At 58.3% G+C, this 25,682-nt stretch carries 22 protein-coding genes and 1 pseudogene; 7 read left to right on the top strand and 16 right to left on the bottom strand.

Features of this window, described 5'->3' with window-relative positions; genetic code table 11:
- Window positions 1–5 precede the first annotated feature (5 nt).
- Entirely contained in the window at window positions 6–1,223 is a 1,218-nt protein-coding gene (locus IVB47_RS27890) for a cyclopropane-fatty-acyl-phospholipid synthase family protein (RefSeq protein WP_247427401.1), read from the top strand.
- A 31-nt stretch (window positions 1,224–1,254) separates the two neighbouring features.
- Here the strand turns inward: IVB47_RS27890 and IVB47_RS27885 are convergent, their stop codons facing one another.
- The gene (locus tag IVB47_RS27885) at window positions 1,255–1,503 is read right to left on the bottom strand and encodes a hypothetical protein (RefSeq protein ID WP_247429031.1); all 249 of its coding nucleotides are present in this window, start codon (window positions 1,501–1,503) and stop codon (window positions 1,255–1,257) included.
- A gap of 696 nt (window positions 1,504–2,199) precedes the next feature.
- Between IVB47_RS27885 and IVB47_RS27880 the strand changes: the two genes are divergently transcribed.
- Together IVB47_RS27880 and IVB47_RS27875 are read left to right on the top strand one after the other, a co-directional pair.
- Window positions 2,200–4,383: a PAS domain S-box protein gene (locus tag IVB47_RS27880; protein WP_247466085.1), complete on the top strand. Its 2,184-nt coding sequence runs from the start codon at window positions 2,200–2,202 to the stop codon at window positions 4,381–4,383.
- Window positions 4,376–4,741 carry a response regulator gene (locus tag IVB47_RS27875; RefSeq protein ID WP_247426242.1) on the top strand — a complete coding sequence of 122 codons (366 nt, stop codon included), beginning with the start codon at window positions 4,376–4,378 and terminating at the stop codon, window positions 4,739–4,741. Before IVB47_RS27880 ends, IVB47_RS27875 begins: the two co-directional genes overlap by 8 nt.
- Window positions 4,742–4,861: 120 nt before the next feature.
- On the opposite strand, the gene IVB47_RS27870 is transcribed toward IVB47_RS27875, so the two are convergent.
- The 3 genes and pseudogenes from IVB47_RS27870 to IVB47_RS27860 all read right to left on the bottom strand — a co-directional run bounded on the left by IVB47_RS27870 (window position 4,862) and on the right by IVB47_RS27860 (window position 5,730).
- Window positions 4,862–5,092 (bottom strand): hypothetical protein, encoded by a 231-nt coding sequence (locus IVB47_RS27870; RefSeq protein WP_247466083.1) that lies wholly within the window; start codon window positions 5,090–5,092, stop codon window positions 4,862–4,864.
- A 12-nt stretch (window positions 5,093–5,104) separates the two neighbouring features.
- Window positions 5,105–5,504: pseudogene (locus IVB47_RS27865) on the bottom strand (response regulator).
- A gap of 16 nt (window positions 5,505–5,520) precedes the next feature.
- Window positions 5,521–5,730: a hypothetical protein gene (locus IVB47_RS27860; RefSeq protein WP_247466080.1), complete on the bottom strand. Its 210-nt coding sequence runs from the start codon at window positions 5,728–5,730 to the stop codon at window positions 5,521–5,523.
- Between the two features lie 1,293 nt (window positions 5,731–7,023).
- On the opposite strand from IVB47_RS27860, the gene IVB47_RS27855 reads away from it, so the two are divergent.
- On the top strand, window positions 7,024–8,070 hold the full coding sequence (locus IVB47_RS27855; RefSeq protein ID WP_247466077.1) for an HD domain-containing phosphohydrolase: 1,047 nt from the start codon (window positions 7,024–7,026) through the stop codon (window positions 8,068–8,070).
- Between the two features lie 239 nt (window positions 8,071–8,309).
- Here the strand turns inward: IVB47_RS27855 and IVB47_RS27850 are convergent, their stop codons facing one another.
- The 5 genes from IVB47_RS27850 to IVB47_RS27830 form a co-directional block, all read right to left on the bottom strand.
- Window positions 8,310–9,428, bottom strand: coding sequence for a response regulator (locus tag IVB47_RS27850; RefSeq protein ID WP_247466074.1), 1,119 nt, complete (start codon window positions 9,426–9,428; stop codon window positions 8,310–8,312).
- The gene (locus IVB47_RS27845) at window positions 9,425–10,003 is read right to left on the bottom strand and encodes a chemotaxis protein CheB (protein WP_247466070.1); all 579 of its coding nucleotides are present in this window, start codon (window positions 10,001–10,003) and stop codon (window positions 9,425–9,427) included. Before IVB47_RS27845 ends, IVB47_RS27850 begins: the two co-directional genes overlap by 4 nt.
- A complete protein-coding gene (locus tag IVB47_RS27840) occupies window positions 10,000–10,839 on the bottom strand; it encodes a CheR family methyltransferase (RefSeq protein WP_247466067.1) in 840 nt (279 codons plus the stop codon). Before IVB47_RS27840 ends, IVB47_RS27845 begins: the two co-directional genes overlap by 4 nt.
- A complete protein-coding gene (locus IVB47_RS27835; protein WP_247466064.1) occupies window positions 10,836–14,264 on the bottom strand; it encodes a response regulator in 3,429 nt (1,142 codons plus the stop codon). The genes IVB47_RS27840 and IVB47_RS27835 overlap by 4 nt, the downstream gene beginning before the upstream one ends.
- Window positions 14,265–14,776: 512 nt before the next feature.
- Window positions 14,777–15,508: a Crp/Fnr family transcriptional regulator gene (locus IVB47_RS27830; RefSeq protein WP_247466060.1), complete on the bottom strand. Its 732-nt coding sequence runs from the start codon at window positions 15,506–15,508 to the stop codon at window positions 14,777–14,779.
- A gap of 424 nt (window positions 15,509–15,932) precedes the next feature.
- On the opposite strand from IVB47_RS27830, the gene IVB47_RS27825 reads away from it, so the two are divergent.
- The 3 genes from IVB47_RS27825 (at window position 15,933) to IVB47_RS27815 (ending at window position 18,874) form a co-directional block, all read left to right on the top strand.
- Window positions 15,933–16,394, top strand: coding sequence for a Crp/Fnr family transcriptional regulator (locus tag IVB47_RS27825; RefSeq protein WP_247429178.1), 462 nt, complete (start codon window positions 15,933–15,935; stop codon window positions 16,392–16,394).
- On the top strand, window positions 16,391–16,630 hold the full coding sequence (locus IVB47_RS27820) for a hypothetical protein (protein WP_247466056.1): 240 nt from the start codon (window positions 16,391–16,393) through the stop codon (window positions 16,628–16,630). The genes IVB47_RS27825 and IVB47_RS27820 overlap by 4 nt, the downstream gene beginning before the upstream one ends.
- Before the next feature lie 1,503 nt (window positions 16,631–18,133).
- A complete protein-coding gene (locus tag IVB47_RS27815) occupies window positions 18,134–18,874 on the top strand; it encodes a Crp/Fnr family transcriptional regulator (protein WP_247466053.1) in 741 nt (246 codons plus the stop codon).
- Between the two features lie 508 nt (window positions 18,875–19,382).
- Here the strand turns inward: IVB47_RS27815 and IVB47_RS27810 are convergent.
- The 7 genes from IVB47_RS27810 to IVB47_RS27775 form a co-directional block, all read right to left on the bottom strand.
- Entirely contained in the window at window positions 19,383–20,549 is a 1,167-nt protein-coding gene (locus IVB47_RS27810) for a histidine kinase dimerization/phosphoacceptor domain -containing protein (RefSeq protein WP_247429187.1), read from the bottom strand.
- A gap of 220 nt (window positions 20,550–20,769) precedes the next feature.
- Window positions 20,770–21,609: an ATP-binding protein gene (locus tag IVB47_RS35580; RefSeq protein ID WP_346730815.1), complete on the bottom strand. Its 840-nt coding sequence runs from the start codon at window positions 21,607–21,609 to the stop codon at window positions 20,770–20,772.
- On the bottom strand, window positions 21,552–22,970 hold the full coding sequence (locus IVB47_RS35575) for a PAS domain S-box protein (RefSeq protein WP_247466048.1): 1,419 nt from the start codon (window positions 22,968–22,970) through the stop codon (window positions 21,552–21,554). The genes IVB47_RS35580 and IVB47_RS35575 overlap by 58 nt, the downstream gene beginning before the upstream one ends.
- 558 nt (window positions 22,971–23,528) lie before the next feature.
- Complete coding sequence (locus tag IVB47_RS27790; RefSeq protein ID WP_247466045.1) at window positions 23,529–23,729, bottom strand: hypothetical protein; 201 nt, start codon at window positions 23,727–23,729, stop codon at window positions 23,529–23,531.
- A 149-nt stretch (window positions 23,730–23,878) separates the two neighbouring features.
- Entirely contained in the window at window positions 23,879–24,187 is a 309-nt protein-coding gene (locus IVB47_RS27785; protein WP_247466122.1) for a hypothetical protein, read from the bottom strand.
- A gap of 210 nt (window positions 24,188–24,397) precedes the next feature.
- Complete coding sequence (locus IVB47_RS27780; RefSeq protein ID WP_247466043.1) at window positions 24,398–25,558, bottom strand: PAS domain-containing sensor histidine kinase; 1,161 nt, start codon at window positions 25,556–25,558, stop codon at window positions 24,398–24,400.
- Window positions 25,559–25,682: alpha/beta hydrolase (locus tag IVB47_RS27775; protein ID WP_247466120.1), on the bottom strand; the 124-nt coding region annotated here is incomplete at its 5' end.

Raw genomic sequence — 25,682 nt, 5'->3', positions numbered from 1 at the left:
AAGCCATGGACCTCGCAGCCACTCACCAGACTGCTCGTTTCGATGACGTTCCCTTGCTCGCGCGGCTCGCGCTGCGGCTCGCCTCGCGGCTCAAGCTCGGCACCGTAGATGTTCGCCTTCCCGACGGCAGAACGGTGGTGTTGCGGGGAACGCATCCGGGGCCGTCGGCGACCATCGAGCTCAACAGCTACGCCTTCGCGCGAAGCCTGGTGTTGGGCGGCGATATCGGCATGGCCGAGGCTTACATTCGAGGCGATTGGAGCACACCGGATCTCTCCCAGCTGCTTTACGTGTTCTGTCTGAACGACGATCTGGTCGACAGCGCCTTCGCCGGCAATGCACTGGTCCGGCTTTGCCGGCGCGCGCTGCATCGGTTGCGCCGAAACACGCGACTGGGATCGCGGCTGAATATCCACGCCCATTATGATCTCGGCAACGAATTCTTTGCGGCCTGGCTCGATCCGAGCATGACCTACTCGTCGGCATTGTTCTCGCCCGATGCGACCGACCTGCTCGCCGCTCAACGGCACAAATACGAACAACTGGCGAAGGCGATCGAGCTACGGCCCGGCCATACCCTGCTCGAGATCGGGTGCGGCTGGGGCGGCTTCGCCGAATATGCCGCCAAAACTTGCGGCGCCAAGGTCTTGGCGCTCACCATCAGCAAGGAGCAGCACGCATTCGCCAGCCGGCGAATCCACGAAGCCGGGCTCGGCGAAAAAGTCGAGGTCCGGTTGCAGGACTATCGCGATCAGGACGGGCAGTTCGACCGTATCGCCTCGATCGAGATGATCGAAGCCGTCGGCGAGCCGTTCTGGCCGACATACTTCAATCAACTGCATCAACGGCTCAAGCCGGGCGGTCTTGCCGGCATCCAGGCGATCACCGTCCGCGACGAGCTCTTTGACAGCTACCGGCGGCGCGTGGACTTCATCCAGAGATACATTTTTCCGGGCGGGATGCTGCCTTCGCCGAATGTCCTGCGCTCGCTCGGCGAACGCGCGCAGATGCCTCTGATCCGCGAGCGGGTCTTTGGACAGGACTACGCCAAGACGCTCGCGGTCTGGCGAACGAGCTTCGGCCATGCCTGGACGGACCTGACCTCACTCGGGTTCGACGAGCCGTTCCGACGGCTGTGGGAATATTATTTGTGCTACTGCGAGGCAGGTTTCAGGGCCGAAAAGATCGACGTCCGTCAGCTGGTATTCGCGCGCCGAAGCTGACGTCGCTGACGTTTCCGATGTGAACGAACCCTCAAGCCGCTTCCGACGCTGATCGCGCACGCTGCTCGAGCACGCCGATCGTCGAGACCAAATTGTCGCGTCGCGCGCGAAGATTGAGCGCAAGAAGCGGGTATGTCGGCTGAAACGGGTCAAACACCCCTGCTCTCGCCTCTTCCTCGAGAATGTCGGTGTTGATGAGCCGAACGCGCCACCACAAATCGGCGACCAACGCATCGAGCCGGAGTTCGCCGGCAGCACCAGAACGGGACATTTCCTGCATCACTTGCCTCAACCTGAAACGGCCTCTCTTCCAAGGCCAGACTTTGGTCCTGGCTGAGCAAGCAGAGTGCCAGCAATGGGGCGGGCGCGATCTAGTTCCGGAATGGATTGCCGCGCGAGCCGGCTGGTCCAGGCTGGCGCTAGGGAAGTGTTGCCCGTGGAGAGCGGAATGGTGCCCAGGGGCGGATTGGGCCCGCCGCCATAAGGTCACAGCAAAATCAACTACTTATCGACTCGCTTCTTAGCTGCTTTGTACCACCCGGCTGTGCTGGCGTCCATGCTACGTCCAGCGGTCTGCTGACCAGCCGCAAGCACCAGGTTGTTTCATCAGAGCTTCTTTCACGTTATGCCAGGCGAGCCGAGACCCGTCTAATTAGCTAGCGGGCCAGCGCTCCGCGCCGCGGGAACTCTCCCGCGGATAGGGTTCTCGAATTCGCGAGCAACTCGCTTCAACGTACCGCGGGTCGGCCTCTGCCGTGACGCCCATGCTTTATTCGTGCCAGTAGCAAGGCTCACGGGCCGATAACGATGCGTAGCTATCGCAAAGCCGCTTTTGGTATGGTATTAGGGAACCATCTGATGCACGAGACGTTGGGGCTTGTTCGGCGGCCCAGCGGGGGAGTCCGCCCCATCTCCCTTTTTGAACAGTTGGCCGGCGTTGGTGGCCTTCGCTCCTCTCGCCCCGAGAGATGCCTTCATGTCCAATATTGAGGATTTTCCGGTCTCTGCTCGTCGTCAGTCGACGGAGTTCGACGCGCTGGTCGCGGCCGGTCATGCGGCACTCGACGCTATTCCTGGCGCGGTCTACCTCTGCGATGCAGAAGGCTTGCTCGTCACCTACAACACTGAGGCAGTTGAACTGTGGGGCCGAACCCCCGACCCGGCTAAGAAGGAGCGTTTCTGCGGCTCCCATCAGCTTTATCTCCTGGATGGAACCCCGCTTGCCCACAGCGACTGCCCCATGGCTACGGCCATCCAGATGGGCGCGCCTACGCGCAATGCCGAAGTCATCATGGCGCGACCGGACGGCTCTCGCTTCACCGCTTTGGTTAACATTCGGGCCTTGCGCGACCGATCCGGCCGGATCCAGGGCGCGATCAACTGCTTCCAGGACATCACGGGACGCAAGCAGATCGAGGAGGAAGTCCACCGGACGAAGCAGGACCTGGAGGACTTCTTCGAGAATGGCGCCGTAGGCCTTCATATCGTCAGCGGCGAGGGCATTATTCTCCGAGCTAACAAAGCCGAACTAGAGCTGCTCGGGTACAGACCCGAGGAGTACATCGGCCGCCACATCGCGGAGTTTCATGCCGACGCTCCGGTGATCGGTGACATCCTACAGCGCCTTTCATGCGGCGAACCGCTCGATCGCTATCCCGCCCGGCTGCGGGCCCGCGATGGGTCGGTGAAGCATGTGCTGATTACATCGAACAGCCGCTTCGTCGATGGCAAGTTCGTTAATACACGCTGCTTCACCATCGACGTCTCCAAGCTCCATGCTGCCGAAGAGGCTCGACGAGCCAGTGAAGCCCGTCTCGCAGCGACCTATGAGGCTGCGAGCGTCGGCATCTCCGAGACAGACGAGAACGGGCGCTTCTTGCGCGTGAATGATTCCATATGCCGCATTACCGGGCGTTCGCGCGACCAATTGCTTGGAATGACCTTCCTGGATTACACCGATCCGGATGATCAGGCGGATGACGCTGAGCTGTATGCGCGGCAAGTCCATGGCGACATCGAGAATTACACCACCCGCAAGCGCGTATTGCGACCTGACGGCTCCATGCGCCATCTTGATATTTTCAGTTCGTCGGTGCGCGATTCGGATGGCCGCTTCCTTTACGGCGTCCGTGTTGCCCAGGACGTCACCACCGCCAAACAGTTGGAGGATCGCTTGCGCGAAGGCGAGCAGCGCATGCGCGATCTCCTTGAGGCATTGCCCGCCGCAATCTACACGACTGATGCTGAGGGTCGCATCAATTTTTTCAATCGGGCCGCGGCCGAAATGGCCGGCAGAACCCCCCAGCCCGGCGACGAATGGTGCGTAACCTGGAAACTTTACTGGCCGGACGGCTCACCCCTTCCGCACAATGAATGTCCGATGGCTGTGGCTCTACGCGAGAATCGCCCGGTTCGCGGTGCCGAGGCTGTTGCCGAGCGTCCGGACGGCAGACGTGTGCCGTTCATTCCCTATCCGACCCCGCTGCGTGACTCGGAGGGAAAATTGGTCGGCGCCATTAACATGCTCGTTGATATTAGTGAGCGCAAGCAGGCAGAGAATGCCCAAAAGATTCTCATCGACGAATTGAACCACCGCGTGAAAAACACGCTCGCCACGGTGCAGTCTCTCGCGAGCCAGACTGCCCGTCATGCTGCCGATCTGGAAGAGTTTCTGCCGACCTTCACGGGAAGGCTGCTTGCGCTGGCTCGCGCGCATGACCTTCTCACGACGCGAAATTGGCAAGACGCCCCTTTCGAAAAGCTGGTCCACGATATCGTTGCTCCGGTGTCGGGCGGGCGCGTGGTGGCAAGCGGGCCGCACGTCGATCTGGACCCGCGTACGGCCCTGAGTGTTACCATGGTACTCAACGAGCTTTTGACCAATGCCGCCAAATACGGCGCACTCTCCGCGCCGGGTGGTTCCGTCTCACTCACCTGGAGCGTCAACGAGGGTGAACGATCGCAAGGCGTGCTCGAATGCGCGTGGCGTGAACGCGGGGGCCCCCTTGTTGTGCCGCCCAAGCGGCGAGGATTCGGGACACGGTTGATGGAGCGCTGCATAGAACATGACCTCGCCGGGGATTTCGAATTGGTCTTCGAGCCGGAGGGCACAAGCTGCAGCATTGCATTCCCCGTTAAGGTCCCAGCATCTAATGGCTGACATGTCGGGCGCCAGGGTTCTCCTCGTCGAAGACGAAGGGTTGGTGGCGCTCATGATCGAAGACATGCTCGAGGAATTGGGGTTGAAGGTCGTGGCCTCGGCTGCCCATCTGAAAAAGGCGTGCCAACTTGCGACGACCGCATCCATCGATGTCGCGCTCCTTGATGTAAATCTGGCTGGAGAGCTTGTCTTCCCGGCAGCTCGGATCCTGCGCGAGCGGAGTATTCCTTTTCTCTTCAGCACTGGCTACGGCGGGCCTGCCCTCGAGGAGGAGTTCAGGAATGCCCCCGCCATCGGGAAGCCCTTCTCCGTCGACCAGCTGAGCGATAAATTGCGAACGCTTCTGCCGCCTCCCTAGGCCGTCCGAAGCATCCTCGTAATGGCAAGCTCCAAACCGTTCCTTACAACGCCTTGCTGCGAGGGTAAGCTTCGAGGGTTCATCAAAACCGGCCGCTCCTCTGATACCAATCTACGACCGTCACTCAGGTTTTTCGGCGTTGATGTGCAGGATGAAGAGCGTTTTTCGGAATTCGTCTGTAACTTCCATCCGCCACTCCCGCCCAGGCGCCAGCTTTCCGTCAATGCCCTGCAATGTCTGACCGGCCATCACAGTCGCCTCTTTCCAGGCTGCACGTTTGTCCGGCAACTCCTCGCCGACGCGGTCAATCTCCGTGTGTTCGTGAGTAACATTGAAATAGTAGCGCGGCATCACGAATGACCTCTATTTACAGGTACTTCCGTAACTTCTGGGCGTGTTCGCCGTTCCGCCTTCAGGTTCGATCCAACAGGTTGGCGATACACCCATTGAGTTGATCATTTGAAAAGGCTTGGTGAGGAGCGGTCGCTCCTGAAATCGGGCAGGTACTCCGTCGGTGCCATACCCGCTCGCGAAAACGAACGGAACGTTGCGTTGTGCGAGAACTTGGGCAACTGGCTCACTACTGGTGCGGCCAAGCAAGACGTCCAGCACAGCAAAATCGAAATCGATGGTATTGGCGTGCTCTAGGGCGGAGACCAGATCACCGGCTTCGGCCACAACCGAGTGGGCCTAGCTCTGCCAGCATATCGGCTATCATCATCTGAATAAGTGCTTCATCCTCTACCAGAAATACCGAGGCCATGAGCCAACTCCAAGCCCTATGAACGCGCCAGTTTTGCTGCACCAGGAAATGCTCGGAGCGCAGCGGCCCGTAGCTCATTAAATGTGATGTGCCCGGCTTCGGCAGCTGCGAGAAGCTGTTCGGCAATTAGCTTGCGGCTCTCATGATCGCCGCCGCTCGGAAGCTCCCGGCACGTCTCTTCCAACACGACTTCCATATTCGACTTCCGGCGATCCGACAGCGTCATCCTGCTTCCTCAGGGGCTTAGTTTGGAATGCCGATAATATGGAACTGAAGGCCGGGCACCGTCAACTTCGGGCTCTAGCGGCGAGCGCTCCTTCGCCCTAGATCCCGTCTCGGGGCCACGGGCCGAATGTCCGGATCGCCGGCAACCTGGTCGCGATGGAGCGGCAGCCTAGTATCGTGCGGACTGCAGGGCTTCCGCTCTGGAGGCCTACCTTCTGGGCACTTTCTTCCCTTACGATAGTCCGTTCTGGATATGCCGCGAGACGCGCGAGGTGCTTCAAAAGCGCCCTGCTGCTGCTCACTGGAGATCGTTTGGGACGGTTTTTGCGCGAACAGGCCCTTTCGGGAAATTGAGGTAAACGCGATGTGACTGCCGATTTCAAAAGCCATCGCTGCAGACCTCAAGCTGACGTCGAGCATCCGAAACACTTCGGGCAAAACAGCGACACTTCTCAAGGATCCGCTTCATGTTTGGCACGCCTGATGCTCAGTACTCGTTCTGCGTCACTGGGCAGACAACACTGGATCGCTCGGATCGTCAGCGTGCACTATCGCAAAGCGGCGACAACGGTTCACGGAAGCGCGGACGTTAACCGTTTGGGCTTCCTCAGAGCCGGGGCAAGCACTGCATAGGCCCGAGCTCACGGCCCTTCCTCCAGCCCGGTTGCTTACCCGGAGGCCGTCCAGAAGTACGGCAGACAGCCAGACCTCGCAAGACCCCGCCATTGACAGCAGATGGTGAGGCAAGAGAGCTTCGTCGGAGTCGAGACACAACCTGTCAGTTGGCCCATGTCCTAACGCTACGCTCCTCTACCAGCTTGTACGACTCCTAGGCCGGGTACCGGACTGTTGTTCCCGAAATCCGGACACTTGGGATTCTTCGGTCCGTCGTGAGTCAGTTGAGACTGAGCTTGGACGGCGCCCGGCCCTCATTCGTCTGGTAAATAGAGGGTGACGACCAAGTGCTTTGACGGGGCGTAGAGTAAGCGCGTCGCGCCAGCTACGGCGATCTATCTCTAGCCCTTAGCAAGATGGATAATCTTTCGTGAGCGTCTGTCTGCATCTCTGCGGAGGGCTTTGTTAGTGCCGTAGCAACGATTGAAGCGCAGGATGCAGCATTATGGCCAGAGTACAGGCGGATCCTGTCAAGGATCCTTAACTCTGAACTGAAACGCTGCCATTCGATGATCTGTTAGCAGAACAATTCAACTAACTTCCCGCAGCTCCAACTTGGCAGAGTGATGCAGAGCTTGCTCGGAGGACCACCATCGCATCACCCCGGACGATCGCTGAGATGCTGGTTCACGTCATCGCTGAAACGCCAGAGAAACTTCACAAACTAGGCAAACTGCTTGAACATAAGCACGTCGAATGCGAACTTCTAAGCCAACTCGGTCTGGTTGGCAAAAGCTTCGACGTGATAGTCATTGATGCCGATTTACGAGTCCCGAAAAACATTCTCGATCTGAAAGCGCTCTCAAACCGACTTTCCCATATTCCTATCCGTATCTTCCTGGTCGACCAACGCACACGGCTCTGTCAAGTGCAGGCATTGGCGCTTGGCGCAACGCACGTCTTGTTCAAGCCTGTCGAGCCAGCACTCTTGCTTTGGCATCTCTCTCCCGGGCAGTCGGCGCGACCTTTAACCGATCAATCTCACGCCTGGCCAGCGGACGCAGCGTCTGAGGGCGCCGCCAGCATCGCCTCGATGTTCTCGGCTGTTCTTAGTGGAGGGCCTACCGATCTTCGGAACGTCAGGCAAGCCGGGGAAGCGATTGCGCAAAGCATTGCTGAACACGGGCTTACCGATTGGCTCAACACAGTTCGTCGCCACCACGAGGGTACTTACCAACACTGTCTGCTGGTCACGGGCATCGCCGTCGACTTCGGCTTAAGCCTAGGCATGAAACCGCTTGACATCGAACGTCTACACACGGCTGCGATGTTCCACGATATCGGGAAAGCGCGCGTTCCATTAGCGATCTTAGACAAGCCAGGCAAACTCGATGACTTGGAGCGTGCATTGATCGAGACACACCCGGAAGTGGGATACGAAGCGCTTAAAAGCACACGAGATATCACGACCGAAATTCTCGATGCGGTTCGCCACCACCACGAATATCTTGATGGCAGCGGCTATCCGGATGGTCTGTGCGGAGATAGCATTGCCGACATTGTGAGGATGCTGACAATTTCCGACATCTTTGCTGCACTCATCGAGCAGCGGGCTTACAAGCAGCCAATGCCGCGTGACAATGCATACGATGTTCTCCGCTCGATGAAGGGCAGGTTAGAGAAACCATTGGTCGACGCATTTCGTCCGGTCGCGCTCCATCGTTAGCGCGACTTTCGATACATAGAAGGTCGGCTACTTCCCTGCTGAAAATTGCGCAGCATCTACTATGATGGAGCCCTTAATCTGCTGCCCGAGAGGAGCCTTTCTCTCGGTGTCATGACTTGGCGGGCGCAGAACGGCGATTAACCGTTCCATTACTTCGTTCTCCGCGCCCATCACGATAGCGGACGAGCCGATTGATCTCCTGAACGGTGAAGCCGCACCGCATACGCCTTCCGTCCTGATCATGTCGCAAGGTTCGCCAGGGGGATCTCGAGAAACAAAGAGAGCCCATTATTCCTCCAATGTCTGGATATGTGCCCGCCCAACCCGTTGAGAGCGGCTTTCTCGAGGACTGTTCCAAACCCTTCGCGCGACGCGACCTCGGCCATCGGCGTAGACCCGCTTTCCTCCCATTTCAACCGAAACAGCTCTTGCGTTGCCTCAATCGCAATGATGAGTCGGCCATCTGGGAAACACAGAGCGCCATACTTCGCCGCATTCGTCGTAAGTTCGTGAAGTAGCAGCGCAAGAGATGTCAATGCGTTACCTGAAAGCGGAGCGTCCGATCCACTGATGGCGATACGAGACGCTTGCTCATCCTCGTGAGGAGCCAAGATCGCACTGAGCAACGCTCTGACGGAAGTGGCGGCTTTAGCTGTACCGCCACTGCTCAGATCCGGCAGGGTCAAATCATGCGCACGAGACAGTGCTAGCAGTCTGGACCGGAGATCCATCGCAAGCTCTTCGACTGTTGTGGCCGATTGTGCGCTTAGAGCAATCAATCCTGCAGTGACGCTGAAAAGATTCTTGATACGATGATTGATCTCCTTCAGCAGCACGTCTTGCTGCGCACGGGCATTCTTCTGCAGGCTGATGTCGTGCGTGAGGCTTATAAGGGATTCATCTTTGCGACGGCCCGCTTCTTCGAGAGCTCGAGCTTGAAGTTTGATTTCGTCCCTCTGTGCGGCGATCTGTTGCCACTGGCGATAAAGCTGGAAGAACACCTCCGCTTTAGAGCGCAGAATATCGGTCTCAATCGGCTTCTGAATGAAGTCGACGGCACCAGCTTCATAGCCATGGAACCGACGTTGACCGTCGGCGCTGCCGGCTGTCACAAAAATGATTGGAATTCGGCGGGTGCGCTCATTTCCACGCATCAGCTCAGCCAACTCAAAGCCGTTCATGCCAGGCATCTGCACATCAATCAGCGCTAATGCGAAATCATGCTCGAGCAGGAGCTCAAGCGCTTGATCCGCCGAGCGTGCCTTCACTAGAATGAGGCCATCACGCTGAAGGAGCGCGCCTAGCGAAAGCAGATTCTCCTCCAGATCGTCGACCAACAAGAACTTCACGGGGCTCACGTTGAAACTCCCACTTCTCGCAAATAAGCTGCAATCGCATCGAGGGTCATGACCCGCGCACTTGGGGTGAGTTCAAGCGCGCTTCTCGGCATCGTCGAAGCGAACGCGCTCTCCGGGTTCTGAACGATGGCAATGCCGTCAACTGCAACAACCGCGCACATTCCCTTGGCGCCATCCGAGTTTGCGCCGGTAAGAACAATGGCAATCAAGGCGGATCCATACGCATCGGCTGCACTTTCGAACAGGACGTCGATTGAAGGCCTTGAAAAGAGGACAGGCTCGTCGCTGGAGAGAGCTAGAGTTTTATCCGGCTCGACCAGGAGATGATAGTCTGGTGGCGCGAGGTACACAGTCCCTCCACTGACCGGCTCCTTGTCCTCGGCTTCACGAACGGAAATCCGGCACTTTTGCTGAAGGAGTTCGGCTAGAACGCTTCGCCTGTCGGGCGGCAGGTGTACCACCACCATCAAGGGTAGACTGAACTCGGCAGGCAGTGCCATGAGCAGAACGGATAACGCTTCAAGGGCGCCCGCTGACGCTCCAATGACTATGGCATCGGATTTCTCCTCCATCATTCCCGTCGCCTCTGATAGATTTTTTCCTCGCGCACAAAGTCTGTGAAGGCTCCGGAATGCTTCGAGAAGCGAAGGCTTTCCTTGGCGCCAAGTCCGAGAAAGCCTTTTCGCGCCAGCGAGTCCTTAAAGAGGCCAAGGGCACGATCCTGCAAATCTCGATCGAAATATATTAAAACATTCCGACAGGAGATCAGTTGCACCTCAGCAAAAGCGGAGTCGGTCACCAAGCTATGGTCAGAGAAGACGACCCTTTGACGCAGCTTCTTGTCGAAGGAGGCCCTACCGTATGCCGCCTGATAGTAATCGGACAATGAAGAGTGGCCGCCTGATTTCCGGTGGTTTTCAGTGAAGAGCTGAATGCGGTCGAGTCCGAAGATTCCCGCCTCTGCGGCATGCAATGCATCTTCGTTGATGTCCGTGGCATAGAATAGCGTACGCTCCAAGAGCCCTTCTTCGCAAAAGAGAATGGCGAACGAATATAACTCTTCCCCGTTACTGCAGCCCGCAATCCAAACCTTTAGCGACGGATAAGTGCGAAGGTGCGGGATCACATTTTCCCGAATGGCTCGGAAATAACTTGGATCGCGAAACATTTCGCTGACTTGAACCGTGAGATAGCCGAGAATGCGTGGCAACATCAATGGTTCGTGCAAGAGGCTTTCTTGCATTGCGGAGAATGTTTTGAAGCCGAGCTGCTCACGAGCCTGCTTGAGGCGTCGCTTGATTGAAGCCATCGCATAATTTCGAAAATCGTAGTGATACTTGAAATACAGGGCATCGAGAAGGAGCCTGATCTCGATATCTTCAATCTTCTCGGGAATTGGACTACTGCTCACCGCGGCATCCAAACACGCACGAGAGAGAGGAGCTTCTCGACGTCAAGCGGTTTGGCCATGTAGTCGTTGGCACCGGCGTCGATGCAGCGCTGCTGATCGTCAGGCATCGCTTTCGCTGTCAAAGCAATGATCGGAAGCTTCCTCCAATCCGGGTTGCTGCGGATTTCCTTCGTTGCCGCCAGCCCATCCATGACCGGCATCATTACGTCCATCAAAACGAGGTCGATTGCCGAACCGGGTTGTTTCGCAGCTTTATTGAGCGCCTCTATGGCCTCTCGACCGTTCCGCGCGATATCGATGGTCGCACCACGAGGTTCGAGTATGTTCGTCAGCGCATAGACGTTCCGGACGTCGTCTTCGACCACGAGAATACGCCTACCCTCAAGCATCGCATCGCGACTCCTCGCCTGACGGATCATCTTCTGCTGCTCGTCCGGCAGGTTTGACACCACCTGGTGCAGAAATAGGCTAACCTCATCGATTAACCGCTCGGGAGACTTCGCGCCCTTTATGATGATCGACTTGGAGTAGCGACGCAGCCGCTGTTCATCGTCAGCTGTGAGTTCGCGGCCCGTATAGACGATCACCGGTGGAAAAGAGTAAGCGCTCTCACTGCTCAATGTTTCGAGAAGGGAATAGCCTGAGGCGTCAGGCAGTGAAAGATCCAGAACCATACAGTCAAAGGTCTCTTCCTTAAGAAGCCGCAAGCAGTCGGCTGCAGTGCCTGCTGTGACGGTTTCGACATTATGGGAGGTAAGTAACTTGGCGACTGCGTCGCGTTGTACCGCGTCGTCTTCAACGATGAGAATGCGATGCACTCGCTGCGAAAGCTTGGCCTCAAGCTTTTGTAGAACGTCGATCAAGTCCTCCCGCCTAACCGGCTTGCCAAGAAACCCGACAGCACCAAGCGTAAGAGCAGTTTCAGCGTGGTCGGCTGCAGAGACAACGTGAATCGGGATGTGCCGCATCTGTTCGTCCCGCTTCAAACGATCGAGGACGGCAAGACCAGATTGATCGGGGAGGCCGACATCGAGAACGACAGCACTAGGCTTGTACAGCCTAGCCATTTCCAGCGCCTCTTCCGCGGTGTCGCTGACCAGGCATCTAAACCCACTTTCGCGAGACAGGTCACGTAGAATGGCGGCGAATGTCTCATCGTCCTCAATCACCAACAGGACCTTCTTGCCGTCGGAAGGCGCGTCCCGATCGTCAGCAACTTTGCTGCTACGCCTTGGTGCCCTGGTTGGTTCGGCGGGAGTAACAACAGCTGCAAGCGTGTTGTGTGGCGGGGCGTCGCGCGGCGCGACCCGTGCAGGATCGTAGGTCTGGGGAATTGTTATCGAGAACGTGCTACCCTGTCCTTGCTGGCTCTTAAGGTGAATGGAGCCGCCCAACAAGCGGACGAGCTGCCTCGAGATGGATAGGCCAAGACCCGTCCCGCCGAATCTCCGGCTGATTGTGCCGTCGGCTTGGTGGAACGCCTCGAACACGCTTTCCTGCTGCTCCTCGGCAATCCCAATCCCAGTATCCGACACCGCGAAAACGATATTGCCGTCACCGGCTGGTCGTATTACGACGCCCACGCGGCCAGACTCAGTGAACTTGAAAGCATTTGACAGCAGATTCTTGAGCACCTGCTCAAGCCGCTGGCCATCCGTCTCGATGCTCGCGGGGCTTCCCGGCGCGACTTCCAGTACGAAATCCAATTTCTTCTGCTTAGCCACCGGCTCAAATATCTTTCGAATATTATTGGTCAGACGATCCACCGCTATGGTGTCAGGCCGGATTTGCACATGGCCTGCCTCGATTTTTGAAAGATCCAGAATATCGTTGATTAGGCTCAGCAGATCATTCCCAGAGGATTGGATGGTCTCCGCATACTTGACCTGCTCATCGGTCAAGTTTCCCTCTCGGTTGTCGGCCAGCAGTTTCGCAAGGATCAGCGAAGAATTGAGGGGCGTTCGCAGCTCATGAGACATGTTGGCAAGAAAGTCCGACTTGTATCGGCTCGCCTGCTCCAGCTCTCGAGCCTTCAAATGAACGGAAGCGTTTGCTCGCTCTAGATCGTTGCGCTGCATCTCGAGTTGCTGCGTCTGCTCCTCAAGTTGTGAATTTGTCTGCTCAAGTTCGACCTGCTGCTGTTCGAGCCGTGACTGAGACTCTTTCAAAGCACGGCTCTGCTCCTCCAATTCTTCGTTCGAAACGCGCAGCTCTTCGCTTTGCGTCTGTAGCTCCTCGGATTGACGCTGCGTTTCCTCGAGAAGGCTCTGTAATTCGGCACGATAATTTGCAGAGCGGACAGCTATCGCGACCGCAGTGGAGGCTTGCTCCAGGAGAGCAAGAGCGCTCTCGTCGACAGGGCGCAGAAAGCCGAGCTCGATCACTGAGTTCACAACTCCGTCGTTCATTCCAGGAAAGACGACGAGATAGCTTGGCTTGGCCCGACCCAGAGCGGAACCGAATGAGAGATAGCCATCGGGGATCTCGCCGATCAACACAGTTCGACCCTCGGCAGCAGCTTGGCCGAGTAAACCCTCTCTTAGCTTAAACTGCGTGGTAATGACCGCGTCCTCCGGGACTGCATATGTCGCCGTACGCCGGAAAATTTCGCCAGATCCAACGAACACGGCGCCGGCTACCGCGCCGAGATAGCCAGCGAGGTAATCTAGGATGCTGTTACCAAGATGGCCGACTGGTTGATCCCCCATGATCGCCCTGGCCAATCCCATTAGACCGGATTGCAACCATTCCTCGCGACGCCGAGCAAGCGTCGCTCTGCGAACTAAGAAGGCTATCATGCCCGTCAGGAGAATGCCGAGGAGCCCGGACAGGAGACCGCTGACAAGGGCCGTATTTTGAGCAGCCGTCATTTCTGTGCGGCGGGCCGCGCGCAGTCTCGCTTCTTCTCCGGCCATGCCCGCGATTTGAGCTCGGATCGCGTCCATCTCGATCTTGCCCCGATTGGAGTTCACGGCTGCTATCGCCGCTTCAAGGCTTTGGGCGCGCCTAAGGTCGATGGCTCTCTTGAGCTCTATGAGTTTCGCATCGACATGAGCTTTGAGAAATATGAGCCTTTGCTTCTGGGCGGGATCATCGATGACCAATGCGCGGACTTCATCCAGCTTCGTCGGAATTGCCGTCAGAGCCGAGTTATAGGGAACAAGATAATCTTCGTTGTTGGTGATGATAAATCCGCGTTGGCCCGTTTCCGCGTCTTGCATGCCTATTAGCAACTCATCGAGCGCGATGATTGCCCTGTGCGACTGAGTGATTTTTTGATTGCCCTCTCGCAACGCTTCGAGGTTGAAGGAGGCAACGGCTCCGCTGATCAGGAAGAAGAGCACAGCGCCCGTCAGGCTTATTGCAACCAGGGGATCGAGACCTAACCTCACCCTGTCAATGTTCGGGGCGGACGCCTTCTTCATGATTTGTCTCAGCAGGACGGACCGGAATGGTAAGACTTCTATCGCGTAAAAGACTGGTTCGCTAGCGAAACGCCGGCTAGTGGCTACGAGCTCACCCGCTTTCTCGACGGCTTTCGCCGGTCCTATCTTGCAAAAACTTTCCGCTCATGGCGCGGGATAGTTCGTCCGCGAGGCAGCCGGGGCCGATATAGCTCGGGCTGGTCGGAAAATGCAATGGCGCGACGGAGTGATCGTGAGGCTTGCTGGTGACCCCGTCAGAAGGCGCGCTCGGATCGGCCTCCATGATTAAGCCTTTCATGATTTGGCGCTTCGTGACGGGGCGAAATAGTTGATGCATTTGCGGGGTGCAGGCCACGAACCATTTACAGCGACGACCCGGTAGGCCCCCGTTTACAGACTAAGCCGCCAGGTTCACTGGTACGCAAGCTGATCCATGTCGCACAGATGCCCCTCGCTTGCCTGACGCCTACTGTTGGCGAGGCACTTTCTCTCGAATTGCCTTCGTCAGTCGTTCAATGGGGGCGCTTGTCTAGATGGAGATAATTGGGGTCGAACTCGGCGAACTCCTCCAGACGCAGGCGGTCCAGGATGGTCAGCCGTTTGCTCGTCAAGGTGAGAAACTTGTCCTCACGTAGGTGCTGCAATGTCCGGTTCACGTGCACGGTGGATAGGCCCAAGGTGTCGCCGAGCTCGTCCTGAGTCGCCGGAAGATCGAAGCTATCGCCGGTCGCCGCCCCGACACTCAAGAGCCGCAGATTAAGTTCGCAAAATAGATGTGCCATGCGCCGATCGGCCGTTCGCCGGCCGAGCCCGACCAGCCACTCCCGCAAGATCGCTTCGTCGACGAGAGTAGCCCACCATAACGCGCGGCAGATGGTGCCGCCCGCCAACGTAAGTTCTTCGATGATGTCGCGTGGGATGAATGCCATCTGGCAAGGCGATAGCGTGCCGATCGTATGATCCATCTCGCCCAGTATCGAGATATGCAGGTCGCACATGTCGCCCGGCACCAGCCAGGCCAGGATCTGACGATCACCGCCGGGCAGGACTTTGTAGCGGCACGCGAAGCCCGAAAGGACCAGGTGAACGTGGTCTGGCCTGTCGCCCTCCTTGATGACGTCTTCGTGGGACCCGATCGCTTTTGTCTGGAAGGTGAGCTGGCTAAGCCTTTGACGATCCTCAGCCGATAGCTCCGCCCCAATTTCGAGCTTGCGGATGAATGGTTCCAATGTCGATGAACCCATTGTTCCTCCTCGGAGTGCGTAAACCAGCTTATGTTAGGGCGCCCATTCGGCAAATTTCTGCTACCGACTGATCACAGGCGCCGAACAGTTCGCGGCGCAAAGCATACGTGCGCCTGCGGATGGGAGCCACACTTTGAATGACCTTACCAACCTCGGCCCGGAGCACAAACACTGCTCCGAAGCTGCGCAGCATTGCGCCTCTAACGGGACTTGAGATCAGGTCCGTGTTGAGCCTGCCGCTGAGGGTCAGGCAGGTCACGCGGATCACGATGTCGCGTCAGAAGGGGACTGGCCGTCAGAATGCTGCCTGGTTATCCAAGGTTTGCTCTGCCGCTACTAGTTCACCGCCGAGGGGCGTCGGCAGATCTTCTCATTCCATTTTCCGGGCGACATTCCAGACCTCCAAAGCCTCCAGCTAAAGGTCATGGACCATTACCTTGGCGCGCTGACCGATGCGCGGTTGGCGTTCATTCCGCACGAAGCGCTGCAACACCTGATGCAAATGTGTCCGCGGGTGGCCAAGGTGTTCTGGCGCAATACGCTGATCGATGCCGCCGTGTTTCGCGAATGGATTCTGGGCATGGGCCGTCGGTCGGCCGCTACCCGCATCGCTCACGTTCTCTACGAGATATTCGTGCGCCTTCGAGCGGTGGATCCCGCGGACGAACGAGAATGCGAGTCGCCGGTGACCCAGGCTGAAATCGACGATGCGCCTGGGCTTTCGACCGTTCACGTCAATCGATCACTCCAGGAACTTCGAGGTGCAGATCTCATTAGCCTCAGCGGAGGGGTGCTTGCCGTGTTGAACTGGTCGGGCCTCAGAGAGGCCGGAGAGTTTGACCCGAAACACCTGCATCTCGACCCGACCGAAGCGGACAAACCGTGAGCCTCAAACTGCAGCCAGTGCGCGTCGCGAACGGTTACGACGAGGAGGGCTTTCTCGCCTTCGTGGATGACCGACTCGCTGCAGTGCTGGTACGCCTCTCTGAGCAACATGGTGAGCTCGCTGGTCGTTGGTTCATCGAAGCCGCTTTTGGCCCGCTTGGCGCACCGAATCACCCTACTTTCCCGGATCTGGCAGAGGCAGAGAAGTACATCGCATCGCGCTGGAGACCTTCATAAGATTGGGATTGATAGAGTCACGCATATTCGAGAGCATGAGTCGTACGGCACCTTCTGATTGCGCCGCGGCTCTCCTGGCTCAGCACGTGCAGCCGCGTGGAACATCTCAGACGGCACGATCCGGGATGCTGCATTTGTGAGCTGGGACGGATGATACGACTGGGCGAGCGAGTCTTTCGCATTGCGTGAACTTCTCGAGCTGCATGTCCGACAGGGTTGTTCGCTCTCATCTCTTGACAGTTCGGTTGCGTAATCGCGACGTATCCGATTTGGGCTTTACTTGGCTTAGCTGGGATCTGGCTGCCGTTCGTCTCACGAAACGGAAAGCTCGACGACAACGTCTCTCCTGGCGCAGTGATTGCAAAATGATCTCGCTGGCCTCAAGATCATGACCGAATCCGCGTGCCGGAAAATTTGCACGTCGGCCCCAACGCCTTGATCTCGCACTCGAAGCTATCGAGACATGCGTATTTCCCTCATTACGACTGAAAGGCCTTGTCGTGTCCTTGCCGCAGGTTTTCGCAGGCCGGCATGGCTCTTCCCCGGTTCGAGGACCGGATTGCCTCCGTCATTCCGGCGTTGGGTCTACCGCGTCGCTCCAAGGATGCGAAGCACGGGCGGTGCCATTTATGTTGGTGAGAGCGCCATGTTGGAAGCAGGACGCGACGCATCTAGACACCGGTACGATAGCCGCCCTTCAGATTGGGACGGCGAGATGGAACTCATGCAAGTTTGGCCCTCGCGGCCGGACAGCTACGAGCGGCAGTTTCACAACGCCGGTGTAGTGCGTGGCCTACTCGAATTCCATCGAACGAGAGCCTTCGGCACCGTTTGCTCGAGCCGCGGCTTGAGCTCTTCATCGGCTTATCTATCGGCCGAACACCGAACTGCAAAGCCGCTGTGCTCAAGACTTCGCTGCCCCAGCGGTTCGATGCGTTTGTGGATCGATGAGACGCACGCGGTCAGCCCGTTAAGCTTGGAGCATCGCCGCGCCGGCATCCCAGCACTATCCGTTCAGACTGCGATAGTAGTGTCACAAGCCAGCAGATGTTATCGAAATGACTGAATATCGCGCTTACAATCTGGAATTCGGAAGGCAAGGTCGAAAGCGTCGAAGATGCCATCGCCTGTACTACCAGGCGATCTTTGGAGCGGGGAACGGCTGGTGCGGCGGCTGCTGCCCTCGGAACGCCGAACTGGCGGTCACTCACGAAGTCCATGAGGGCCGGATGTTGCCGAAACAGAAGATGAAGAGCCCCTTGAGCTTGGCGCTGCTTGGTTCAATCACGGCAACGAATGCAGGACATCGCGCCTGCAATTCTGCTGACTCGAATGCGAGGCAACCTGCCTGACCGCCTCGATGGAGTTCGGAGGGCGACACAATTTACTGGATAAGCGCAAGATATTATGCCGTAATCAGGGATCACCGATCTGGCTCTATCCGTGGGCGTCGGTGGCTGAGAGACGCGTCGCGCTCCCGCCTGCAAACGGGGGAGCACACGCTTGCCACACCGCAAACTCATTGCACGTCTGCAAGCAGTCATGTCTCTTGCTGAGCCAGAGCAAGCCAAGCTCGCGCACATGCCGCATACCGTGACTTCCCTCGCTCATGGGGAATATGCGGTTCGCCAAGGCGACAGGCCGGGCCGCTGTTTGGTCGTGATCAGTGGTTTTTTGTCGCGCCAACGGGTCATCGGAGACCGTAATCAAATTTCGTCGTTCTATGTGGCGGGCGACATGCCCGACGTACATACGCTGCAATTGCCGCTGGTAGATCATGACCTTTGCAGCGTTGGCGGCTCCAAGATCGCCTTTGTGCCGCATTCCTATCTGAGGGAGCTCATGAAAGACTCACCCGCTTTCATTCAGGCGTTCTGGCGAGAGACGTTGATTCACGCGGCCATCTATCGCGAATGGGTCGAAAATTTGGGATCACGGCAGGCCCTGGGCAGGGTCGCTCATCTTCTTTGCGAGTTCGCCACTCGATTGCAGCTCGTGGGGCTGCTCGACAACGACTGCTTCCGACTTCCCTTAACGCAACAGAACGTCGCCGACGCGTGCGGGCTTTCGATAGTGCACGTGAACCGGACCCTCCAAGAGCTCAGGAAAGGAGGAATGATCGAGTGGCAGCATCAACACTTTCAGTTGCTCAACCGGGAAAAGCTGGAAGATGTGGCGGACTTCGACCCAGGCTATCTTCATGCCTTGGTCACGCCACCCTCGGCCATTGACAAGGACTCCTAGGCCAAACCGGCTTTTGAGGACCCGCCATCGGTTCGGATTGGGTGCGTAGCGGCATTTCACCTCGATTGTCGTGAAACTGGATCGCAGCACTAAGACTCACGCTCAAGAGCCGTTTGAGTTGAATGAAGCGAGGCTTCGCAACAGGCAGTTTAGTGCTCTGAGCTCTCTGCGATTAAAGCAATTCTACCATCGGCACGCTATTCACATGAGTTTAGTGCGACCATTTCTGTTTTCGCCATCATCGGCCTACTTGCTTGAACGGCCAGCAGCCCCGGCAGTTTTCTCCTCTAGAAGCCCCTCAGGCGCCGGAGCCTTTTTTGCTCAGGCGGACGTGGCCCCTACGACGAGACGCGAACCCGGCGACAGACCATCTAGCGCGACGTCTCGCCGTTGCAGCGCTTGGAGCTAGCTCCTTGCAGCCACACAGAGATCGAAGTCAGCAGATCTGAAGCCAACGGTCATCGCTGGAGCTACATCGCAGATAGCCAATCAAATGGCTCGCAATCGATTAGGTTATCAACGGGAATCTAAGCGAGGTGACCGTGCCGGAATCAGAGCTTGCTTGCTCAACTAACCCGCCAATCTGTTTTGCCAGAGAGTTGATGAGCTTTAAGCCAGACCCATGCTCGTTGATGTCACGAATACCCCTCCCGTTGTCCGCCACTGTCAGGCGCGCCTCGCCATAGCCAATTCCTCCGACCAAGCTCACGCTGATTCTCCCCCCGCTCGGTCCGAACGCATGCTTAATGCTATTCATCGCGATCTCATTCAGAACCAGCCCGACCGGCAATGCCCTATCGATGCTCAGTTCCAGCTCGTCACATTGCACATCGACGTCGACGCCGTCAGCCTGTTGACGTATCGCGCCGCACAGAGCCCTGATGTAGTCAGATAGTTTGACGATACGGCCGTCTTGTCGAGGTGCGAGCTGATCATGGGCAATAGCAATTGCACTGATGCGGCTTGCGACGTAGTCGAGCGCCTGATGAACATCTTCCGCAGGGCGTCGACGTTTCTGATTGGAGATCGCGGCGATAACCAGTTGAAAATTATTCTTGACGCGATGTTGCATTTCGCGAAGCAGAATTTCGCGACTTTGCGCTTCCGCAGCAGCGGCTATCAAGCGTTCTCTTTCGTCCGGTTCTGCATTGTGGTGCCGTACTGCTGCACTTATCATCGCGGCCGCAGCTATGAGAAAATCGGTGGTGTCCTCACTGAAGTCGCGCAGGGTAGTGCTGTCCACCTCCAATACACCCCACGCCGCACCCTCAATCAGAATCGGTACGTTGGTGAGAGAGACGATGCCGTGCTCCTTCAAACACTCGGAATAGTCGTATTCCTCCTGCTCAGCCACATTCTTGATGGTCACGGGCTCTGCCGTCTGGAACGCCCGTCCCGGGGGCGAACGCAGGTCGACCGAAAAGGTGGCGCTACCAACCAGTCCGTCCTTCCATCCAGTTCCCGCAAGAGCAAGAAGGTCGGCCTCGCGCGGTCGATAGCAAAGGACCTTAACGTGGGATATCTCCACGGCACGCGCGACCTGGACAACGACCTGATCAAGGAACCGGCTTAGGTCGGCGCGCGCGCTAAGCCGGCCGATTTCGACCAGGATTCGGATATGGTGCCGAAGCTTGTCCAGCAATTCGCTTTCAGCGGGATCGGACGGATTTTCCATTGCTGTTTAACTCTGGACCTAGTGCCCAGTGCCAATGCGCACGTGAGGAACCGGCGCACGCGCGCCGAGTTCTGGCCGATCGGGCTTGCGGTATTGCCCGGGTTTTGGTCGCCCGTAGGAAGGTAGATCTGTCGGGATTGACGCGCCGCTCGGGCTGTCCTGGAGCCGTTACTGCCGGCAGATGCAGTGATTGACCTGCTGCTCGCTGCGGCGGAGTGCGTCAGCCCGAGCTGTCCAGCACATCGCGCACCTTGGTGGCCAGATCGCTGAAGCTGAATGGCTTGACGATCAACTGCACGCCCTTATCGAGCCTGCCATGGTGAATGATGGCGTTGCGCGCGTATCCGGTTGTAAAGAGCACTTTGAGCGCGGGCCGCAGCGTTTTTGCCTGAGCCGCGACTTGTGCGCCGGTCAGGCCGCCGGGCAGAACGACATCCGTGAACAGGAGGTCGACCCGAGGCTGGCGCTCGAGCAGCCTCAGGGCAGATGGACCGTCATGGGCCTCGATGACGCGGTAGCCGAGCTCGCGGAGGCTGTCGACCGAATATGCTCTCACCTCGTCGTCATCCTCGAGGACGAGGACGGTCTCTTCCTGTGCGGCTTCGGGACTTGGATTGGACTCGACTTGCTCGGCACCCGCCGCCTGCGTCGCGAGCCGCGGCAAGTACAGCTTCACCGTCGTTCCCTGTCCCACTTCCGAGTAGATCTTGACGTGACCGCCGGACTGCTTGACGAAGCCATACACTTGGCTGAGCCCCAGTCCGGTGCCCTTGCCGACAGCTTTGGTCGTGAAAAAGGGCTCGAAAGCCTGAGTGACCGTTTTCGAATCCATGCCGACGCCCGTGTCCGTGACCGCGATGGCAACGTACTGGCCCGGCACGACTTCGGTGTGCGCGGCGACGTACGCCTCGTCGATGTGCGCATTGCTGGTCTCGATCGTCAGTCGACCGCCGTTCGTCATAGCGTCGCGGGCGTTGACAGCGAGATTGATGATCGCCGCCTCTAATTCGGCCGGGTCGGCTTCGACTCGCCACACCCCTGCACCGAGGACAGTTTCCACGTCGATCGTTTCGCCGAGCGTCGATGGATCATGTCCGACAGTCCGTTGACAAGTGCGTTCACATCGAGCGGCTTGGGATCGAGCGGTTGACGACGCGAAAACGCCAGGAGCCGCTGGGTTAGCGTGGCAGCCCGTTGCGCTCCCGTTATCGCGTTTCTCGCCGCCCGCTGGAGCCGACCAGATTCAGCCGGCAGATTGCGCTGCAGGGTGTCCAGATTCCCCAGAATGATCTGCAGCAGATTGTTGAAATCGTGCGCCACGCCGCCCGTCAGTTGGCCCACGGCCTCCATCTTCTGCGAGTGTCGCAGGGCCTCCTCATTCTTGCGCAGCTGTTCGGTCCGCTCCGTCACTTGCCGTTCCAGAGTGGCGTTGAGTTCGACCAGCGCCTCTTGCGCCCGCTTCCGCTCCTCGATTTCTCGGTGCATGGCTTGCGAGAGGCGGACGTTGTCGATGGCGACTGCTGCTTCGGCGGCAAGCCCGGACAGACCCCGCTCGGAGCGTTCGTTGAACACGCCGGTTCGGGCGTGCCCGAAAAAAAGACCACCGAGCACTTCACCCGTCCGGGATATGACGGAGACGGCGAGATAGCTTCGGACCGGCAGGTGACCTTCAGGCATCCCTTTGCCGGGCGAGTTCTTACCGTAGCGCGGATCCTTTGTGATATCGTGAGAACGAACAATGCCCTGCCCCAGGAAGGTCGGTGCGAACACCTCCGTATTTCGCGGCATGGGGAATTTCGAGAATGCCTCTATCGGCGCTCCGGACAGGGTATAGAGCATGTAGCTCTCGCCGGCGCTGTTGATGACGTTGTAGAAGAAGGCGCCGAATTCTGCGCGCGTCAGTTCGACGCCGGCGTCAGTAACGATTTGGACCAGGCGCTGGATGTCGGTCTCGGCGGCCAGAGCCGAACCGGCGCGATTGAGGACTTCGAGCGCGTGCCGCTCTTCTCGGATGGCTTCTTCGGCCTCGCGTTGCGCCGTGCGGTCCCTCAGGATCTTGATGAATCCTGCGACATTCGATTTATCCCGGATCGGGCTGAGTTCTCCAACAGCCCAAAAACGTGAGCCATCGTTGCGAAGGCGCCAGCCTTCTTCGCCGCCACCCTTGCCCTTTTTCATCGCGTCGGCGATTTCGCGGCTAAGCTGGGCTTCTTGGTCCTCCTCCGCAAAGACGCGGCTCAAGGAGCGGCCGATCATCTCCTCTTCCGTCCAGCCGAGAATGTTGCACGCGCCAATGTTCCAACTCGTCACCCGGCCACGCAGGTCGGTGGTGATGATGGCGGTATCGGTCGCGCCGTTGACGATTTGCCTCCACTGCCATGCGGCAATTTCCGGCTTTCGAGGTTCGCTATCTCGCGTCATGAGCCTCCCAGCGGGCCATAGTCTTCTGGCGCCGACATGTCGGTATCGCCGCAGGTCGAAGGATTGCCCCCTCCATTTGAGTCCAGAAGGACCCATGTGGCCTGCAGCGGGGTGTTCGCTACCGGCACAGCGCAACGTTGGCGAGCCTCGTCATGACCCAGGAGATTTTTCCCGCGGAGATGGCGCTTTGTCATTGAGGCGCCTCGTCGAGAGCCCTTTACCCGTTGAACTCTCTCGAGCCGCGCACTCGCGGCAGGTACTGAAAAGGGCCGGGAGGCTTGGCCCGCCATGATCGAGCGACGAGCCGGAAAGGAGGTCTAAGGCTTTGAGGCTGGCTGGGTGACGTTATTGATTAGTGTTTCTCTGCTGCTCGAAGATCCCCCAAGCGCGTCGATTTGGGTGCTCGCCGCCTCGCTTCCTTCAAGAGGCTGCAGTTCACAGCTCTCGATTTTGTCCAAGGCCTCAGCCTCACCATCCCCGTCCTTGGGGGCGCGCCTTTCATCAAACTCGAAGAAGAACCTCGGCATGAGCGTCAAACGCCGGGTGCCGTTGCCGTTCCTAGTTCTTCTTGGCGCCCGGAAAGATGCCGAGGACCTCGCCTTCTGCATCGCGAACGGTGACAGTTCGTCCAGTCGCATCAGCCATCCGCCTGGCAACGTCGCACGCAGCTTCCGCGTTTTCCAGATCGAGAGCGACCACCGACAGCTTTGTTGCGCCAGCTCCTATGACGGCAATATTGAAAGGTTTGTTGTAGGCCACGGCGCAGCTCCTGCGGTTGGCGGGTAGCGCGATCGTCGGTACTGCACTGTGATTTAAGGATTCGGCGCTTTGTACACAAGTGCACACGGAACTTTGGTTGCGCACGACTGGGAGAAAGCAGGCGCAGGGATTGTCTTGGGCCGCGTGCGTCACCACCCGTAGAAGTTCTTGGCGATGTTCAGCGTCTCAAGTTCACTCGTCTCCAAGGCAATCTTTTGTACCAGCATCACGTCTCCTTCGACGAGCTCGCCGGCGGGTACAAAGCACCATCCCATTCCCAGCCGACCGGAAGCATCGACCTCGCGGATATTGGCCGACGTGCCACGACGGATGCGATAGCGCGTACCCGTGTCGCACCCGACCACTTCGAAATAGCCATCCCGATCGAACTGTGCGCGCTGCTGCGCAGTGAGCCAGCTGCGGAGCAGGCGCACGCCCTTTTTCCGCCTCTCCTCCAGACAGCTTCGGTAGAAGGTTTGGCAAGCCCGACGCCGGAAGAGGCTGAGGTGATGGAAATTGACCAAATCACTCTCGTTCATCTGGAGGGTGGACGAAAACCCAGTGAGAGATGCCGAGAAGCCAGCCCGTGTTCCTATGCACGAGGCCCGCCGGTTGCTGCCGTAGAATTCGTTCGCATCGACGGCCCACCGCGCCGGAGGCCGCTGGTCTCAGCGAGCGGAATGCGGCCGGAGGGATCCATCGCCTTCGAGGGGCATCCGCAAGGTGAACTTGGTTTCTGTGTCGGTCGAGTCGACTTCGATTGAACCTCCGTGCGCCTTCGCTATTTCAGACGCGATGTACAGACCAAGTCCCAACCCTTGAGAAGGGCCGTGCGCCTTTCCTCGGTAGAACGGCTGAAATAGGCGCGTCCGAGCCTCCTCCGGAATAGCCGCACCTCCATTGGCCACCGAGAGTTCGAACATTTCTGCTTTGGCGGTAGCTTCGACCCGCACTGGTTGATCGGGCGCGCCGTGGCTGATTGCGTTACCGAGCAGGTTCGAGAACAATTGCGCGATACGGGCCGGATCGCAGAAGACCGGTGTCTCGACCTCGAAGCTGGCTTCGATGCGGCGCTCCGGATGAGCCGCCGTCAATTCGGCGACGACCTGGTCGAGCACGGGTTCAATCGCCGTAATTGACTTGGACAGCGAGATGCCTCCGCCAAGGCGGCCTCGTGCCAAGTCCATGACGCTCTCGATCATCTTGGCCATTCGGCCGACGCTGCTCTGCATCATGGCCTCGAGCCGCAGCGCGTCCTCCGGCGTCTTGGCCTTCAGCATCAGCCTGGCGCCCGCCGCAATCGACGCGAGGGGATTGCGCAGGTCATGGCCGAGGACGGCGATGAACTGCTCGCGCAGCTCCGCGTTCTCGCGCTCCTGTCGCAGACGCTCCTCCAGAGCGGTCTTGAGCTCGTCGCTCTCGTTGCGGGCGTCGATGAGCCCGCGCTCATAGCGCCGCCGATCCGTGGCGCGCATGATTGTCAGGCGCGTGAATAGGAGCGCGTCGGCATCGGATCGTCGCTCGCGCGCATTGGCGATCGCCGGCAGCCGCGTTCCGTTTTTGGTCAGGAGATCGAGCGCGAACTCGTCGAAGAAACCCTGCATCCGGAGCAGCGGCGCGACATGGGTCTCCAGGAATATGCGACCGGCCATGTTGAGCAGGTCGCTGAGCCGCATCCCGGACAGGTCATCGGGCAGGTAGCCCATCCAATCCGCCAGGGTCCGATTGGCACGATCGATGCGGCCGTCCGGGCGAACGGAGAGGTACCCGCACGGCGCGTTTTCGTAGAGGTCTTCGAAATCGCTATCGGCGGGATGATTGTTGTTCACTCAGACGAAATCTCGGATTGCGGCAACGACTTCCTCGGGCGCGCTCAGGTTGGGACAATGGCCGGTTGCCTTCAGGACCACCATTTTGCTGTTCGGGATGTTGCGCTGCACGTACGCACCCACC

The sequence above is a fragment of the Bradyrhizobium sp. 62 genome (assembly GCF_023073035.1).
Classification (GTDB): Bacteria; Pseudomonadota; Alphaproteobacteria; order Rhizobiales; family Xanthobacteraceae; genus Bradyrhizobium.
The sequence above is the reverse complement of the archived record's forward strand: the minus strand, read 5'-3'. Positions and strand labels throughout refer to the sequence as shown.

Bases quoted from the DNA above. Each gene is read 5' to 3' on its own strand.
- IVB47_RS27830 (WP_247466060.1), bottom strand. From the start codon at position 15,508: ATGGGTTCATCGACATTGGAACCATTCATCCGCAAGCTCGAAATTGGG.
- IVB47_RS27870 (WP_247466083.1), bottom strand. From the start codon at position 5,092: ATGCCGCGCTACTATTTCAATGTTACTCACGAACACACGGAGATTGAC.
- IVB47_RS27845 (WP_247466070.1), bottom strand. From the start codon at position 10,003: ATGATGGAGGAGAAATCCGATGCCATAGTCATTGGAGCGTCAGCGGGC.
- IVB47_RS27890 (WP_247427401.1), top strand. From the start codon at position 6: ATGGACCTCGCAGCCACTCACCAGACTGCTCGTTTCGATGACGTTCCC.
- IVB47_RS27810 (WP_247429187.1), bottom strand. From the start codon at position 20,549: ATGGAAAATCCGTCCGATCCCGCTGAAAGCGAATTGCTGGACAAGCTT.
- IVB47_RS27875 (WP_247426242.1), top strand. From the start codon at position 4,376: ATGGCTGACATGTCGGGCGCCAGGGTTCTCCTCGTCGAAGACGAAGGG.
- IVB47_RS27880 (WP_247466085.1), top strand. From the start codon at position 2,200: ATGTCCAATATTGAGGATTTTCCGGTCTCTGCTCGTCGTCAGTCGACG.
- IVB47_RS27835 (WP_247466064.1), bottom strand. From the start codon at position 14,264: ATGAAGAAGGCGTCCGCCCCGAACATTGACAGGGTGAGGTTAGGTCTC.
- IVB47_RS27885 (WP_247429031.1), bottom strand. From the start codon at position 1,503: ATGCAGGAAATGTCCCGTTCTGGTGCTGCCGGCGAACTCCGGCTCGAT.
- IVB47_RS27860 (WP_247466080.1), bottom strand. From the start codon at position 5,730: ATGACGCTGTCGGATCGCCGGAAGTCGAATATGGAAGTCGTGTTGGAA.
- IVB47_RS27825 (WP_247429178.1), top strand. From the start codon at position 15,933: ATGGACCATTACCTTGGCGCGCTGACCGATGCGCGGTTGGCGTTCATT.
- IVB47_RS27855 (WP_247466077.1), top strand. From the start codon at position 7,024: ATGCTGGTTCACGTCATCGCTGAAACGCCAGAGAAACTTCACAAACTA.
- IVB47_RS35575 (WP_247466048.1), bottom strand. From the start codon at position 22,970: ATGACGCGAGATAGCGAACCTCGAAAGCCGGAAATTGCCGCATGGCAG.